The sequence below is a fragment of the Borreliella spielmanii genome, from assembly GCF_014201705.1.
Lineage (GTDB): Bacteria > Spirochaetota > Spirochaetia > Borreliales > Borreliaceae > Borreliella > Borreliella spielmanii.
The window spans coordinates 332307-347868 of sequence record NZ_JACHFA010000002.1 but is presented as its reverse complement, the minus strand read 5'-3'; the positions used below and the strand labels follow the sequence as shown (position 1 = coordinate 347868).

Annotated in this window: 14 protein-coding genes; 2 read left to right on the top strand and 12 right to left on the bottom strand. The window is 29.0% G+C overall.

Features of this window, described 5'->3' with window-relative positions; translation table 11 throughout:
• Positions 1 to 3: 3 nt before the first annotated feature.
• The 10 genes from HNR35_RS03805 to murI all read right to left on the bottom strand — a co-directional run bounded on the left by HNR35_RS03805 (position 4) and on the right by murI (position 11216).
• Positions 4 to 1830, bottom strand: coding sequence for a V-type ATP synthase subunit I (locus tag HNR35_RS03805; RefSeq protein ID WP_183224029.1), 1827 nt, complete (start codon positions 1828 to 1830; stop codon positions 4 to 6).
• A 10-nt stretch (positions 1831 to 1840) separates the two neighbouring features.
• The gene (locus HNR35_RS03800) at positions 1841 to 2440 is read right to left on the bottom strand and encodes a V-type ATP synthase subunit D (protein WP_006434138.1); all 600 of its coding nucleotides are present in this window, start codon (positions 2438 to 2440) and stop codon (positions 1841 to 1843) included.
• Positions 2441 to 2442: 2 nt separating this feature from the next.
• Positions 2443 to 3747: a V-type ATP synthase subunit B gene (locus HNR35_RS03795; RefSeq protein WP_183224027.1), complete on the bottom strand. Its 1305-nt coding sequence runs from the start codon at positions 3745 to 3747 to the stop codon at positions 2443 to 2445.
• A 20-nt stretch (positions 3748 to 3767) separates the two neighbouring features.
• Positions 3768 to 5495, bottom strand: coding sequence for a V-type ATP synthase subunit A (locus HNR35_RS03790; protein ID WP_183224158.1), 1728 nt, complete (start codon positions 5493 to 5495; stop codon positions 3768 to 3770).
• A 13-nt stretch (positions 5496 to 5508) separates the two neighbouring features.
• Positions 5509 to 6054 (bottom strand): hypothetical protein, encoded by a 546-nt coding sequence (locus HNR35_RS03785; RefSeq protein WP_183224025.1) that lies wholly within the window; start codon positions 6052 to 6054, stop codon positions 5509 to 5511.
• A gap of 9 nt (positions 6055 to 6063) precedes the next feature.
• A complete protein-coding gene (locus HNR35_RS03780) occupies positions 6064 to 6663 on the bottom strand; it encodes a V-type ATP synthase subunit E (protein ID WP_183224023.1) in 600 nt (199 codons plus the stop codon).
• Positions 6664 to 6795: 132 nt separating this feature from the next.
• Positions 6796 to 7182, bottom strand: coding sequence for a hypothetical protein (locus tag HNR35_RS03775; protein ID WP_006434071.1), 387 nt, complete (start codon positions 7180 to 7182; stop codon positions 6796 to 6798).
• 5 nt (positions 7183 to 7187) lie between these two features.
• Positions 7188 to 9524 (bottom strand): endonuclease MutS2, encoded by a 2337-nt coding sequence (locus HNR35_RS03770; protein ID WP_183224022.1) that lies wholly within the window; start codon positions 9522 to 9524, stop codon positions 7188 to 7190.
• The gene (gene rsgA, locus HNR35_RS03765) at positions 9514 to 10437 is read right to left on the bottom strand and encodes a ribosome small subunit-dependent GTPase A (RefSeq protein ID WP_006434039.1); all 924 of its coding nucleotides are present in this window, start codon (positions 10435 to 10437) and stop codon (positions 9514 to 9516) included. The genes HNR35_RS03770 and rsgA overlap by 11 nt, the downstream gene beginning before the upstream one ends.
• A complete protein-coding gene (gene murI, locus HNR35_RS03760; RefSeq protein ID WP_183224020.1) occupies positions 10434 to 11216 on the bottom strand; it encodes a glutamate racemase in 783 nt (260 codons plus the stop codon). Before murI ends, rsgA begins: the two co-directional genes overlap by 4 nt.
• A 162-nt stretch (positions 11217 to 11378) precedes the next feature.
• Between murI and asnS the strand changes: the two genes are divergently transcribed.
• Complete coding sequence (gene asnS, locus HNR35_RS03755; protein WP_183224018.1) at positions 11379 to 12767, top strand: asparagine--tRNA ligase; 1389 nt, start codon at positions 11379 to 11381, stop codon at positions 12765 to 12767.
• 22 nt (positions 12768 to 12789) lie between these two features.
• The gene (locus tag HNR35_RS03750) at positions 12790 to 13311 is read left to right on the top strand and encodes a hypothetical protein (protein ID WP_183224016.1); all 522 of its coding nucleotides are present in this window, start codon (positions 12790 to 12792) and stop codon (positions 13309 to 13311) included.
• Here HNR35_RS03750 and HNR35_RS03745 read toward each other — a convergent pair.
• Complete coding sequence (locus HNR35_RS03745; RefSeq protein WP_183224014.1) at positions 13308 to 13901, bottom strand: phosphoribosyltransferase; 594 nt, start codon at positions 13899 to 13901, stop codon at positions 13308 to 13310. The two genes, HNR35_RS03750 and HNR35_RS03745, sit on opposite strands and share 4 nt — an antisense overlap.
• A gap of 179 nt (positions 13902 to 14080) precedes the next feature.
• Positions 14081 to 15505, bottom strand: a complete 1425-nt coding sequence (gene htrA / locus HNR35_RS03740) for a DegQ family serine endoprotease HtrA (protein ID WP_040353502.1) — start codon at positions 15503 to 15505, stop codon at positions 14081 to 14083.
• Between the last annotated feature and the right edge of the window lie 57 nt (positions 15506 to 15562).

Below are 15562 nucleotides of genomic sequence, written 5' to 3'. Positions count from 1 at the left end.
TATTTATTTTTTTATTTTTCTAAAAGGCTTATAAGCATATCCACTCCATTCTTGCCCTAAATGGTTTGAAAACTCAAGCATATTAAGCCTTACTCCATGAACAATTACTGAAAGTAAAGATAACATTATATTTAAAACATGCCCAAAAAGTATAACAATAATTCCAACTATTACAAAACCAATATTAGAAGATTTTAACAAAGGCATTGACATAGCATTAAAGCTTGCTGAGATTGAAAGCCCAGCAAGTCCAACTGCAAAAAGTCTAATATAAGATATTATATCTGCAAACCCCGACACAGTAGTTAAAAATTGCTCTATAATACCCCCAAAACTTTTAAATATGCACTTAAAAAAATTTGAACCATCTTGTTTGCCAAAAACAAATACAAGTGCAACACCCAAATATATTGTATTATAAACAGCATTATACATGGGAAATCGAGATTGACTTAGTATCAAATTCAAAACAAGATAATAAAGACCAAGTATACATATAAGCCAGCCAATCTGTGCAATTGAATGAATATGGGGCTTTTCTTTTACTTGTTTGAAAAAATTCCAAGCATGCGCCAATGAAATTTGCAAAACTCCTATTGAAAAACAGATAAAGATAATATTTTGCACACTATTTTTCTCTGTCAAATAATTAACTTTAAATAAATTTAAAATAGGAAACATTTCAAGAATTAAAGGACTTCCAAACCAAGTACCAGTCATAGAACCATAAAGGATTGATGATACACTAAGATAAAATATTAATCCATGAACTGAAGTTAGGGGCTTGCCTTTAAGAACAAAACTCAAACTAAGCAAAATTCCTATCAAAAAAAATATCACTCCATAAGCCGCATCACCTATTATCATACCAAAAAATACAAAGAAAAATAACATAAAAATAAAACTTATATCTCTTTCTTTATAACCAGGAATTGTCTCTAAAATGTTAAAAATAGGTGCAGCTAAATTGGCAATTCCTTTTCTTTTTATATAAGTTGGAATAATATCATTTTCTTCAGGATCTGCAAATTGAACTGCAAAACCTGCTTTTAAAACCGAGCTTTTAAGAGATTCTTGACTTTCAGCTGGAACAAAACCTGTAATATACGAAAAATCATCGAAATCGGTTTGCATATCAGCTAAAACTTGCTCAAACTCTACAATTTGATCATAATTTTTTATCTCGTCTTTTAAAATATCAATATATTTATTAAAAAGAGAAATTTGAGTCAATTTTTGATCTAAAATCTCATCAACAACCTTTAATTTATTATTAATATAATAAAGATCAAAATTAAACTTAAACTCATCAGCAATTTCAATTTTTTGCTCAAACTCACCAACACTTACAAAATAAGAAATGTTCTTCACATTTTTAATCAAAAGCACATTAATATTAGGATCTCTTAATAAATTTTTATATTCACTTTTTTGAATTTTAAAAAATTGAATATAAATTTTAGATTCTTTCAATTTGTTGATATACTCTAAAGAAAAATTTCCCCAAACGGAAATCAAATCCCTTTCATGCAATAAAGATCGTTTAACATCTTGAAATTCTTTAATCTCATTACCTAAATTGACTATGCTTTTTGCAATATCTAAAAAATTTCCATTAGAAGATTTTAAAGCCTTAACGCCCCCATCTTCTCTAAGGAGTGAAAAAGCTTGCATTAAAATTCTCCGATTATCAATGCTTTTTTTTAAAGATTCTGAATTTTTATTGCAAGAATTAATATGAACTGCTCCAAAATCTCTTAAAATCTCTAAAGCTTCTTTTTTATATTTCGATAAAGTCAAAAGTAAAACTTTTTTCATTTTTACAATCATAAGCTTGTTCCTATTTTTTTTTATCAATCAAATTAGACTTAGCAATTTTACCTCTTACAACAGCTGCAGTTTGCTGATCTCCAAGATATATATTAATTTTTTTGATATTAGCCTTTGCTGTTGGTATCATAACTTTCTCAAATAAATTAACTCTCTGAGATGTTACTCTAAACTCTCTTAAAAGCAAATCAATCTGCTTTTTTAAAATTTTAAGTTCTACATCAATTTGAATCACAATTTTAAGAATTTCAATTCCCTTATCTACCCAATAAGGGGTAAAAAGTAAGTCATGCCTTATATCTTCATATTCAATAGAATCGAATATAGGAATTGCAACTCCTGCAATATTTACAGACTTTTTGACCACTGTTTTTACTTGAATCCAACTCTCAAAAGGAAATTCTTCGCTAAAAAGAGAAATCCAATTAGAAATACTGCCTTTAAGCTTTTGTTGTTCAAGATTTTTAATTTTATAAGAACTCTCAATTCTAACAATTTCCATATAAAGTTGTTGTTTCTTAAGCTGTAAAGTAGGCAAATATCTCTTAAACATTTTAAGTTCATCTTTTTGCTTTTTAAGATCATTTTTGGTCAATTTAATTTTAGACATAATCAACAAGTCTCTTTTTTAGGCCAATATTTTTCAATAAGGTCCGTTTTTATTCCTGTTTCTTTTGGACTAAAACAACTAGCAAGAATATTCCAACCCAAATCTAAAGCCTCTTCTAAGGGAATATTAACAGATAAATCCATCATTTTGCTTTCAAACATGTTGCTATACTTGAGCAATTTTTCATCCCACTTAGTCATATTAAATCCCATAGCCTTCTTTTCTACAGACTCTTTTGAAGATGCGTAAAGTTTAATCATTGTATCCATTATAGCCCTGTGATCATCTCTGGTTTTACTATTTACCATTTGTTTAAGTCTTGAAAGCGATCCAAAAGGTTCTATTCTACCACCCTTTAAATAGTACTGACCTTCTGTAATATACCCAGTATTATCAGGAACAGGATGAGTAACATCATCACCCGGCATAGTTGTAACCGCAAGTATTGTAATCGACCCTGCACCTTCAAAATCAATAGCTTTCTCATAACGATATGCAAGCTGAGAATATAAATCCCCAGGATAACCTCTGTTAGAAGGCACTTGTTCCATAGTAATAGATATTTCTTTCATCGCATCAGCAAAATTTGTCATGTCTGTAAGAAGCACTAAAACTTTTTTACCCTTAAGGGCAAACTTTTCAGCAACAGAAAGCGAAATATCAGGAACAGTTAAAGATTCAACAACAGAATCATTAGCGGTATGAACAAAAAAAATTGTTCTACTTAAAGCACCTCCTTTTTCTAAAGAATCTTTAAAAGTCAAATAATCATCGTGCTTGAGTCCCATTCCTCCAAGAATTATCAAATCAACCTCTGCTTGAAGTGCAATTCTCACAAGAAGTTCATTATAAGGCTCACCAGAAACAGAAAAAATTGGTAATTTTTGAGATTCAACAAGGGTGTTAAAAACATCTATCATTGGAAGCCCTGTCCTTATCATATTTCTAGGAACAATGCGTTTTGTAGGATTTGCAGAAGGCCCCCCAATTTCAATCAGACTATCATCAAGCGAAGGACCTCCATCCCTAGGATTTCCAGAACCATCAAAAATTCTGCCCAACAAATTGTCAGAAAATGAAACCTGCATTGAATGCCCTAAAAACTTTATCTCGTCTGACGTAGAAACACCTCTTGTGCCGCCATAAACTTGAAGAGAAACTTTTTCTCGATCAAGTTTAATTACTTCGGCTAGAGAACTTGTATCTTTTGCTTTCACAATAGCAAGCTCACCATACTTAATACCTTGAGCTGTAACAGTTATTACATTGCCTGCTATAGACTCTATTTTACTATAGACTCTTTTCATTATATATTTCTCCAAACCCCCTAAATTACCTTTTTAAAATTTACCAATTCACTTAAAGTATGCTCCAATTTATTAAACTTAGAATCTTTAAAAGAAGAAAGATTCATGTCTAAAAGATTTTGTCTTAATTCATTTATAAAATCTCTTGCTTGAAGCTTATCAGAAAACTCAAAGTTGGTTTTAAGAATGTTATAAACTATATCAAACATATAATTTTGACGCTCTGAATCAACAGCGGCATCAACTGAATCAAACGAATTTTGTTGTAAATAACACGAATCAAGCAGTTCAGATTTCAAATAAATTAAAAAATCCTCGTTACTTATCCCCTCTTCCCCAACAACTTTCATCATTTGATTAATTTCGTTGCCTTTTACCAAAAAAGATCTTACATATTCGGTCTTTTTGGAATCAATAACACCTTTATATTTACTCCAAGATTCAAGAGGACTAATAGCCGGAAATTTCCTAGCATCAGACCTTTCTCTTGTAAGTCCATGAAATGCTCCTACAACCTTTAAAGTTGCTTGAGTAACTGGCTCTTCAAAATTACCACCAGCAGGACTTACAGAACCACCAACTGTTACAGATCCAATATCGCCATTATTAAGAACTACAATGCCCGCCCTTTCATAAAAAGAAGCAATAACGGACTCAAGATACGCTGGAAAAGCCTCCTCACCAGGAATCTCCTCAAGGCGACCAGACATTTCTCTCATGGCTTGAGCCCATCTTGAAGTTGAATCTGCTAAAAGAAGAATATCAAGGCCCATTTGCCTATAATACTCAGCAATAGTAATAGCAGTATAAACAGAAGCTTCTCTAGCTGCAACTGGCATAGAACTTGTATTACAAATAATACAAGTTCTATCCATTAAAGATTTACCGGTTTTAGGATCTATCAACTCGGGGAACTCCTTAAGAGTTTCTACCACTTCTCCTGCTCGCTCACCACAAGCTGCAATAATAACTATATCAACATCAGCATTTCGACTTGTAACCTGCTGAAGAACCGTTTTTCCAGCTCCAAAAGGACCTGGAATGCAAAAAGTTCCTCCTTTGGCAACTGGGAAAAATGTATCTATAATTCTAGTTTGAGTCAACATAGGCTCACTCGGAATAAGTCGCTGCTTATAATTAGCAATGGGAATTTTAACAGGCCAATGAAAAGACATTGTAATACTATGTCTTCTTCCAGAATCATCTTCAATTACAGCAATTTGTTCATCAATCGAATAATCACCATCATCTACAATCTCCACAATTTTATACGAATCTATTTTATAAAACGGAATCATTATTTGATGGCGAACAGTTCCTTCAATTACAAATCCCAAAAAATCTCCTGCAATAACGCTGTCTCCTAATTTGGAGGTTTTTTTAAAATTCCATTTTTTATCTTTGTTTAAGGGCCTTAAATACACTCCCCTTTCTAAAAAAAATCCACATTGAATAGCTAGTTCAGGCAAAGGATTTTGAAGCCCATCATACACTTGAGTTAAAAGACCAGGACCTAATTCAACTGTTAAAAGTTTATCTGTAAATTCAACTAAATCTCCAACAGATATTCCTTTTGTCAATTCAAAAACTTGTGCATCAACTTCATTGCCTCTAATACGAATTATCTCTGCTTTTAAATTTCTACCACCAGTTTTTACAAATAAAACCTCATTCATAGAAACTGAACCTTCTACCTCAATAGTAACTAAGTTTCCATTTACTCCAACAACTTTTCCTTTTGTCTTCATTAAAATACCTTTTCTAAACTTTTTCATTAGTTTTATCAATTAAATTTTGACAAATATTGTCAAAATTTTGAATACCTAATTTTTCTTTAAATAAATTATGTCTTAAAAATAACCTTAACTTTAAAAAGTAAATTATTACTTTTTCAAAATCAAATTCATGTCCAACCTCAAGATCAGTCAAAAATTGCCACCTAAGAAGATCTAACCCCAATTCTATTTCAAAAGAATTTTCTTTCAAACAAATATTTCTCAAAATATTCAGATAATAACTTGAGAAATAAGCGGATTCTAAATAAAAATCTTTAGACAATCCCAATTTTTTTGCCCTTAAAGCTGCAAGTGTATATCTTATTGTATCTTCAAAATCAAGAAAAAGATCAACAACTCTTGATTTACCCCTATCTACCTTAAATTCTAGCAAGCTTTTTAAAAAATTGAAGTCCTTTTTACTTAAAGAAAGCTCGACATTATTTAAAAAATCTGTAATACTGTAGTCCTTTAAAAATTTTAAATCAATATAAGGCAAAGAAGATAAAACATAATAATATGAATCTAACACAAAAGTCTCCTAGACTACTTTTATAACTTCCTTAAATCTTGGATTAAGATAATCAAAAAGAATGTCTGCAACGGTTTCCACTGAAAAATCATACTGCAAACCCATATTCTTTTTTTGAATCTTAAAACCTTTGCTTATGCCTTTAAAAGGTTTAATTTCTATCCCCTGCGCAAGCTTATTTCCAAGTTTTAATCTTAATATCTGCTCTAAACTAAAAAAATCAGATTCATTTAATTGAACAACTAATTTTTCTTCTTTAGCCCAAGAATCCGTTATTTTAATTATAAGCTCTGCTAAGAAATTATTATCACTAAAAACTTCCGCTACATTATCTTTTAAAGTATTTTCAAAAAGAGATTTAAGATTATTCTCAACACCAATAATTAAATCTCTGATTGCCTGACGAGAAGCTTCAAGAGCATGAGATTTATAATCATTAATTTCTTTTTCTGATTTTACCTTTAATACTCTTGCAGCTTCTTCTGCTCTAGTAACTATTTCTTCTGCCTCTCTTTTAGCTTTCAAAACAATATCGTTAGATACTCTCTCAGCCTCTTCAAGTCCATCTTTTTTAATTTTATTTATCAAATCCTTTACTTCAAATTGCATTAAAACTCCTTATCATACAACATAAAAATAATAATTTAACACTTATTAGTAAAAAAACTTTAAAAAAGTATATAATAATTTCTAATATCAAAAATTTTATAATATTAATAAGACATATCAAATTAAAACATATTAAAAAAATTGCCCAATAATTTTATAAACATTACCATCAAGCACTATATCTAGATTTTTGCTTGGAAATTTATTTTTAAGCCCTTCTCTAAAGATTTCAATACCCCTTCTATTTATCTTATCCCAAAATTCACCATCAACAAAACTTAAAGTTAATATCTCAATAATGATCAAATAGCCTCTTCCAAACTTCGATCCATAGCCTGATGTGAAAGTTGTTGTAACGCTAAAAAGACCATCCAATAGACCATTTGCGGCTTTACCCCTAAAAGGTCTATTAGGATGAATATCATAAGAATTGCCAAATTCATCTTCAAGTACAAAATCAACATCAAGACAAATGTGAAACAATACATTTTCAAATTCATTAAATTTTGATATATTCACTTAAATTAAATCTCAACTATAGTTTTTCCAGCCCCTCCATCACTAGGATGAGCAAAATAATATTTTTTAACAAACTTCAACTTTTTTAACAAATTGTGAACTTTATTCATAAGATGACCCTCACCTTTTCCATGAACGATCGCAAACTTATTAATGCCATTTAATATAATATTATCTATTTTCTTATTCAAAAAGTCTAGAGCATCAACAGACCTCATACCCCTAATATCAATGGTAAAACTTAACAAGTCTTCCTTATTATAATCAATTGAAAAATCGAAATTTTTACCATCCTCTTTTTTATGCTCTGTACAGTTTTCTAAAGATATCTCTGAGCTAGAAACACTAACATTAAAAGCTCCTACATTAACAGTAATTTTCTTTTTAGAAATCCCAACTATTTTTCCTTTTGCATTAGAATTAACTATTCTAACTCTGTCTCCTATTTTAAAAACAGTCGTAATATTTCTCTTATTGTCAAGAGAATTTACTTTATTTAACTTGCAATTTACATTTTTCTCCAAACCTGATATAAAAGCTTTATTCTTTTCAACATTAACATTACCCTCTTTTATTTCTCTGACTAAATTTTCTAAAACTTTTCTTGAATTTTTTAAAAATTCATTCTGCTCATTTAAAAGCTTGACTTCAATATTTTTTTCTTTTAATAAAAGATCTTGATAAATATTTTCTATTTCTTTTTCTTGCAATTCTATTTGGATTAATTTCTTATTCATGCTTTCTTTAATAAAAAGCAAATCTTTCTCTTTCTCTATTAATCTTTCTAAAATTTTATTAACTTCTGTCTTCTGGGATGAATAAATTTCATTAGCACGAATTATTATACTACTGTCAATCAAAACCCTACTAGCAACATTAAACGCATAACTTTCACCGGGAATGGAAAAAATTAAATCATAATTGGGCTGCATTGTCTCTAAATCCATCCGCATAGAAGCATTAATAACACCCTCATGGGTATATGCAAAATATTTAAGAGCATTATAATGAGTTGATATTAAAACATAAGAATTAATATTAATTAAATATTCAAGAATTGAAATAGCAAGCGCCTGCCCTTGATCAACGTCTGTTCCCGAGCAAAATTCATCAAATATTACAAGGCTATTTTTTGTAGTATATTTTAAAATATAAGAAATATTACTCATATGGCTTGAAAAAGTTGAAAGTGAATTAGAAATTGACTGTTCATCACCAATGTCAATGAAAATGTTATCAAAAATTTTAAAAGTGCTAGACTCGTTAACAACAATAGGAATTCCAAACTGGAACATTGCACTAAGCAACCCAATTGTCTTTAAAGTTACCGTTTTCCCACCAGCATTAGGACCAGTAATAATTACAACATGATTCCCAGCGGGAGTAAAATTTATTGCCTTTGAATCCTTTAACAAAGGATGGTGTGCATTAAACATATTTAATTCACTTGAGATTTCAGGAAATATCCCTTTAGTTTTAACTCCATAAATCGCTCGTGCTTTTAAAGAATCATAATACAAAAAATTATTATAAAGATTATCTAAAAGAACAATATTACTATGAACTTTGCCAGAAAGATTTTGTAAAATTTTTAAAATTATTCTTTTTTTTTCTAAACTTAAATAATTTAGTCTATTGTTATCATTTACAATATCACTTGGTTCAATATAAAGTGTTTCACCCGATGATGAAATAGAAATAACATTTCCCTTAATTTTACCTTTAAAATTAGACTTAAGAGCAAGAGTATATTTATTCGATTTATAATAAACAAAATTAGAAGATAAATATTCTACATTCAAGCCAATTATTCTTTTTATCTGCTTTTCAACCCGTCTATTTAAATTTTTAATTTCAAATTCAATCGAATCATATTCTTTTACAACACCACTTTTCAATTCAAGAGTGTCAATATCTATATATTCTTTTAATTCACTAAGCAAATTTTTTAGCTCTGGACTTAGAAATAATAAATCAGACAAAATCTGAGTATTAAAATGCTTAAGATCACTATTTTTATCCAAAAATAAATTTATTCTCAAAACCTCATCTAAAAACTCCACAATATCTCTTAAATCTTCAATAGAAACTCTTGAATTTTCTTTTGATAATAGTGAAATAGGATATTTCAAGCTATTTATAAAAGAGTTCGGATATCCTTTACAACTCTCAAAAAGCATTCTAATGAGATTCACAAAGGAAAACATTTTCTCTAAACTTTCTCTTGTTTTTAATATTTTTTGATTATTTAGTAAATTAACAGTGTCCGGATTAGAAACGTACTTGGACACTAAAAATAAAATTTCATAAAAGTCAATATTTTTTAAATATTTATCTTGCATAATTTTTATAATTTTTAAGCTCTGATAAAATCTTTAAATAGCTTTCGTACCTAAGTTTAGAAATGCCATTACCTAAAGAATCAGTAACAGAACAACAAGGTTCACTAACATGTAAGCAGGACTTATATTTACAAAGACTTGCAAAATTTTCAAACTCTTTAAAATAATACTTAAGATTTTCAAAAGGCAATGTTTCAACTCCAAACTCCTTTATTCCGGGAGTATCAACTATTATTCCACTCTCAGAATGAAATGATATTGCATAAACGGTAGTATGTTTTCCTCTAGAATACTTGTGTGAAATTTCATTTACTGATTGAGAAGCTTTCGAATCAATTAAATTTATTAAAGAAGATTTACCAACACCAGACTGGCCAATAAAAGAAGTTCTTGAATTTTTCAAAACCTCCTTTATTTCGTTAATGCCCTCAAAAGTTTTAACAGAGGTTTTTAAAACCTTGTATCCTAAATTTTCATAAATTTCAGAAAATTCTTCAACCTTTTGACTTATTCCTTTATCAATTTTATTAATCACAATAATAGGAACAATATTTTGCTCTTCTGCAACAACAAGAACCCTGTCAATAAAAAAATTTTTTATCTCAGGAAAGTTGGCAGAATTTACAATCAAAACATTATCAACATTAGAAACAATTGTCTGTCTAAGATCTGCTTTTCTGTTATAACGCCAAAGAATATTTTTTCTACTTAATCGCTTATCAATATACACTTTGCGAGAGCCATAAATATACCCTAAGACCACATCTCCTGGAACTAAAGGACTATACTCCTTACAACCTGTTTCTAATATCTTACCTTTAAAAATTCCTTCATAAATTAATTTACTGCTAAGCTCTAAAATAGAATATATATTATTAACTCCCCAAATAACTTCAAATTCAAGATAATTCAAACTATCATTCCTTTAAAGTGGAGGTTATATTTTTTGCAAAAATTTTGATAAAAAGTAAAATTTTCATTACTAGTTAAATAAAACTCATCTGCAAAGTCAACATCATTTTTATAATAGCTATCTTTATATTTAGAAAAATTTATTGATCTAATAAGATTTTGTACCACTAATTCACGATTCTCATAAACAGGAATTTTTAAAAAATCTTCTATCATTGACTTAAGATGTAAATAATGTGTACACCCAAGAAAAACAATTTCTCTACCGGTATTTACAACTTCAGATTTTAAAGCCTCTAAGCATCTCAGGGCATCTTTTTTGTACTTCTTCCCATATTCAACAAAATTAACAAGCTCTCCAGCTGCTTTTACAATCAAATCATTATGCATATTTACTTGATCCTTAACAAATTTGCTCTCAAGAGTAGTATTTGTTGCAATCAAAAGAACTCTTTTTAAAGCAAGATCAGAAACCAAGCTTACCTCTGGCAAAGTATAAACTACTGGAAAAACAAAATTTAATTTATTGTATACACTAACAGAAATTGTATTGCAAGCCAAAATTAATGCATTAACATTATAAATTTTTTTAAGTCTCTCAATCAAAAACAAAACTGCTTCTAAAAGATACTCAGGGCTCTTCTTCCCATAAGGAAAATTTTTATTATCAGCAACATAAACATATTGACACCCCCCTAATTTACTTTTAATATATTCAAAATAAGAAAGTCCCCCTATTCCTGAATCAAAAATAATTATTACTTCTTTGAAATTTTTCATTACACAATAATAATCGCCCCTAAAAAATAAAGTATAAATATTAACAAAGTTAATTTCAAGAATTAAAATAATAAAAATTATTAAATGTTTTTTTAAAAAAAGTTTTAAACTATAATAAAATTAATTTAACAATATTAATAAGTATTTGGAGTGATAAATAAAATGTTTGCAAGCATTAAAGATATTTTAGAAAATCCAATTTTAAACAACAATGTTACAATAAATGGTTGGATTAGAACCAAAAGGAGTAATGGTAAGATTGGATTTATAGAAGTTAATGACGGCTCAACTCTTAAAGGAATTCAAGCTGTAATAAACGAAGAAGAAAATCAATTTGACGAAAAAGATCTAAAAAAACTAACAACAGGAGCAAGCATATCGTTAACAGGCCTATTAGTAGAAAGTCCTGCAAAAGGACAAAATTATGAAATAAAAACATATAGTTTTAATGTAATAGGAGAAGCAGATCCAAAAACTTACCCATTACAAAAAAAAAGACATACTTTCGAATTTTTAAGAGAAATAGCTCATTTAAGAATACGAACCAATACATTTGGGGCTGTAGCTAGGATAAGAAACAAAATTTCATACAAAATTCATGAATATTTCCAAAAAAATGGTTTTTTTTATATTAATACACCAATAATTACATCAAACGATGGAGAAGGTGCTGGAGAAATGTTTAGGGTTTCCACACTAAAATTTAATAAACTAAACAATTCACTTAGCAATATTGATTTTAAAGACGATTTTTTTGGAAAAGAAGCTTTTCTCTCTGTCACCGGCCAGTTACACGGGGAAGCATATGCAATGGCTTTATCTAAAATATATACATTCGGCCCAACATTTCGAGCAGAAAATTCTAACACCACACGCCACGCTTCAGAATTTTGGATGATAGAACCAGAAATGGCTTTTTACGAGCTTAGCGACAATATTATCTTAGCAGAAGATCTCTTAAAATATCTTTTAAGTTCAATTTTAAACGAATGCCCTCAAGATATGGATTTTTTAGAAAATTACATTGAAAAAGGATTGATTAAAAAACTAGAAAACGTAATAAATTCAAGTTTTGAAGTTATTACCTATACTAAAGCAATTGAAATTCTTGAAAGCTCAAAAAAAAGTTTTGAAATAAATCCTTACTGGGGAGTAGATTTACAAACAGATCATGAGAGATACTTAACAGAAGAGATTTTCAAAAAACCAGTAGTGGTTATTGATTATCCAAAAAATTTCAAAGCATTTTACATGAAAATAAACAAAGACAATAAAACCGTAAAAGGAATGGATGTACTTGTTCCAAGAATTGGAGAGATTATAGGGGGAAGCGAAAGAGAAGATGACTTACAAAAATTAGAAAATAGAATAAAAGAATTAAACCTAAACATTGAGCATCTAAACTGGTATCTTGATCTAAGAAGGTTTGGTTCCACTCCTCATTCTGGCTTTGGACTTGGACTTGAAAGATTGGTGCAATACTCAACAGGAATATCTAATATAAGAGATTCAATACCATTTCCAAGAACTCCTAAAAATCTTTATTTTTAACCAAACAAAAGGAAACAAGGAAATGAAATTAACAAAACTCTATAAATTAATACTGCTCTTTCTTTTTACATTAAGATTATTTTCAGTAAAAGACGAAAAATTAAAAAACAAATTAGAATTATTTTCCAACGTAGAAAAAAAAATAAAAAAAACCTCTAAGATTCACAATTCAAACTCAAGCTTCAAAAATACTAAAAAAGAATCGATTTTTAAAAAAGATATACACGGTGAAAAAAATATAAATTCCAATATATACATACAAAAATCAAAAAAAATTAATTACCCTAACAAAAATTCAAACAATAAAATTAATCAAAAAACTGCAAATAATGGAAATTATACAACAAATCGCTATGTTAAAGTTTATTCTAGCTATGAAAATGATAGCTTTAAAGCAATTAAAAATACTAATGAATTCCCAGTTAAAACCGAAAAAACTCATGTGCTAATCGGTCCGATATTAAAAGATAATCTGGGAATAATAATAAAAATGTTAAAAGCAAAAGGATACACTTTAATAGAATATATAGAAGACAATAATTAAGATTTATTTTTTGACAAAAATTTTAAAATCTCATCAAGCTCATCATCTATATATTTAAAACTATTCTTATATTCACTTTCATTTAATCCTGTCAGCTCATGATTTCCATAATGAATCCAGGTATTTAATTCTTCTTGGGTAGAATATTTATTAACATAATAATCAGGAATATAATCTACAAATCCATGATCCTTATAATCGTAAACTGCTATTTTAACATTTTTATTTTCTATACCCTTTTTTAGAACCTCACCCCTCAAATAAACAATAGTACGACCTGTATCAAAAATATCATCGACAAATAAAACCTTATCACCTGCCCTTAAATATTTTGGATCATAAGTCCAACCATCTATCATTATCTTTTTCTGTTCATTAAAAATATCATAAGATCTAGCAACAACAGCAGCATATAAAAGGGGTTTATCTACTTTTACAAATTTAAAAAATTCACTAATAATATTGCCAAGATAGGCTCCCCCTCTCAAAGAGACATACATAATATCTGGTATAAATCCATCTTTATAAATTTTATAAGCAAGCTTAAACCCATTAACTCTTATCTCTTCATAAGAAATATATTTTTTCATAATTTAAACTTATTCCTTCTTAATAACAATAAATTTTATTTCATCAAAATACTTAACTTGCAAATTAACAGATAAATACTTACACAAAATATAACATTACAATATAAAACAAAGCTTAATAAATTATACATAAAATAAAAAAGGGCTAAGATCAACTCTTAACCCAAAACTAAAATTTACTAAAACGTAATTTTAAAAGAATCATTTCCCCTTAAAATTTTATAAGTATTTTTTCCAATCTCAAGAGCATCATAAAATTCTCTTAAATTAGAAACACTTTTCGAATTTACATCAAGAATTACATCTCCTGACTTCATCTTAATATTTGATGCTAAATTTTTATCAATATAATCAACAACAACACCTTTAATCCAATTTCTTAAATTAAGCTGAGCTTTAATATCTTCAACTAATGGATACACAACAAAACCTGGAAACATTTTTGAAGAAGAAAGTTCTTTATCCTTAGGTCTAACAGCAAGAACAATCTCAATATTTTTTTTAACATTGCCTCTTAAAATTTCTACACTTATTTTCTCACCAGCATAAAAATCGCTAATATATGATGTAACGTCTTGAAAAACACTCATAGAAACACCATTAACCTTCATAATAATGTCTCCTGCTCTAAGGCCTGACTTAATAGCAGGTGAACCTGGATAAAGAGAGGCAATAATTGCAGATGAAACATCATCACCTTGAACCCCCAGGCTTTTTAATACCTCAACATCTCTTGTCTTTAACGGATAAAAAGAAATTCCAAGCCATGCTGATTCAATTTTTTTACCTTTAAGGAAAAAATCTACAGTGCTTTTAATATTATTAACAGGAATTGCAAACCCTAGCCCAATATTTCCACCAGAATTTGAAGCTATCCAAGCATTAATCCCAATAACTTCACCTTTTGTATTTACAAGAGGCCCTCCTGAATTACCTCTGTTGATTGCAGCGTCAGTTTGAATAAATAAATTCCTTGATTGTAAATTAGGATTCGCAGAACGTTGCAATCCGCTGACAATACCTGCTGTAACTGTAAAACTAAATTGAAAAGGACTACCTACCGCCATAACCCAATCACCTATTTCAAGCTTATCACTATCCCCAAGATCAGCTACCTTAATAGTTGAATCGTCACTTTCAAAACTAATAAGGGCAATATCCTTTTTTTCATCTTTGCCAATTAACTTAGCCTTGTGCTTTTTCTTATCATAAGATACAACTTCAAGTTCAGTTGCCTTATCCACTACATGACTATTTGTAACCACATAAAATAATGATTTTTTTTGGGAATCTCTACCAATTATTACCCCAGACCCTGCCCAATTGCTTTTTCTCTCAGAATCAAATTCTGGCATATCAAAAAAGAAAAATGGAATAGGAAAACTCTGTTTAATTACTCCTGTTGCATGAACTTCTACAGATGATGGTAAAATTTTCTTGGAAACTTCTCTAAAAGAATCTTGTAGGGTTTGTACTGTACTGCCCTTTTCTTCTGCAAAAACAATATTGCTTCTATTAGAAGCTAAATAATGCATTCCAATAAAAAACCCAATACCCAAAGCCAAAAAACTGAGAATAAATCCAGAAAAAAACTTTTTTTCCACTTTCATAACCTCCACATAATTAATTAATTTTATAAACAATATTTTTAATATTTGATT

What these genes read in the sequence shown, in the direction of transcription:
- HNR35_RS03745 (WP_183224014.1), bottom strand. Translation starts at nt 13,901, where the DNA reads ATGAAAAAATATATTTCTTATGAAGAGATAAGAGTTAATGGGTTTAAG.
- HNR35_RS03750 (WP_183224016.1), top strand. Translation starts at nt 12,790, where the DNA reads ATGAAATTAACAAAACTCTATAAATTAATACTGCTCTTTCTTTTTACA.
- HNR35_RS03795 (WP_183224027.1), bottom strand. Translation starts at nt 3,747, where the DNA reads ATGAAAAGAGTCTATAGTAAAATAGAGTCTATAGCAGGCAATGTAATA.
- HNR35_RS03805 (WP_183224029.1), bottom strand. Translation starts at nt 1,830, where the DNA reads ATGATTGTAAAAATGAAAAAAGTTTTACTTTTGACTTTATCGAAATAT.
- HNR35_RS03790 (WP_183224158.1), bottom strand. Translation starts at nt 5,495, where the DNA reads ATGAAGACAAAAGGAAAAGTTGTTGGAGTAAATGGAAACTTAGTTACT.
- asnS (WP_183224018.1), top strand. Translation starts at nt 11,379, where the DNA reads ATGTTTGCAAGCATTAAAGATATTTTAGAAAATCCAATTTTAAACAAC.
- HNR35_RS03770 (WP_183224022.1), bottom strand. Translation starts at nt 9,524, where the DNA reads ATGCAAGATAAATATTTAAAAAATATTGACTTTTATGAAATTTTATTT.
- HNR35_RS03800 (WP_006434138.1), bottom strand. Translation starts at nt 2,440, where the DNA reads ATGTCTAAAATTAAATTGACCAAAAATGATCTTAAAAAGCAAAAAGAT.
- murI (WP_183224020.1), bottom strand. Translation starts at nt 11,216, where the DNA reads ATGAAAAATTTCAAAGAAGTAATAATTATTTTTGATTCAGGAATAGGG.
- HNR35_RS03780 (WP_183224023.1), bottom strand. Translation starts at nt 6,663, where the DNA reads ATGCAATTTGAAGTAAAGGATTTGATAAATAAAATTAAAAAAGATGGA.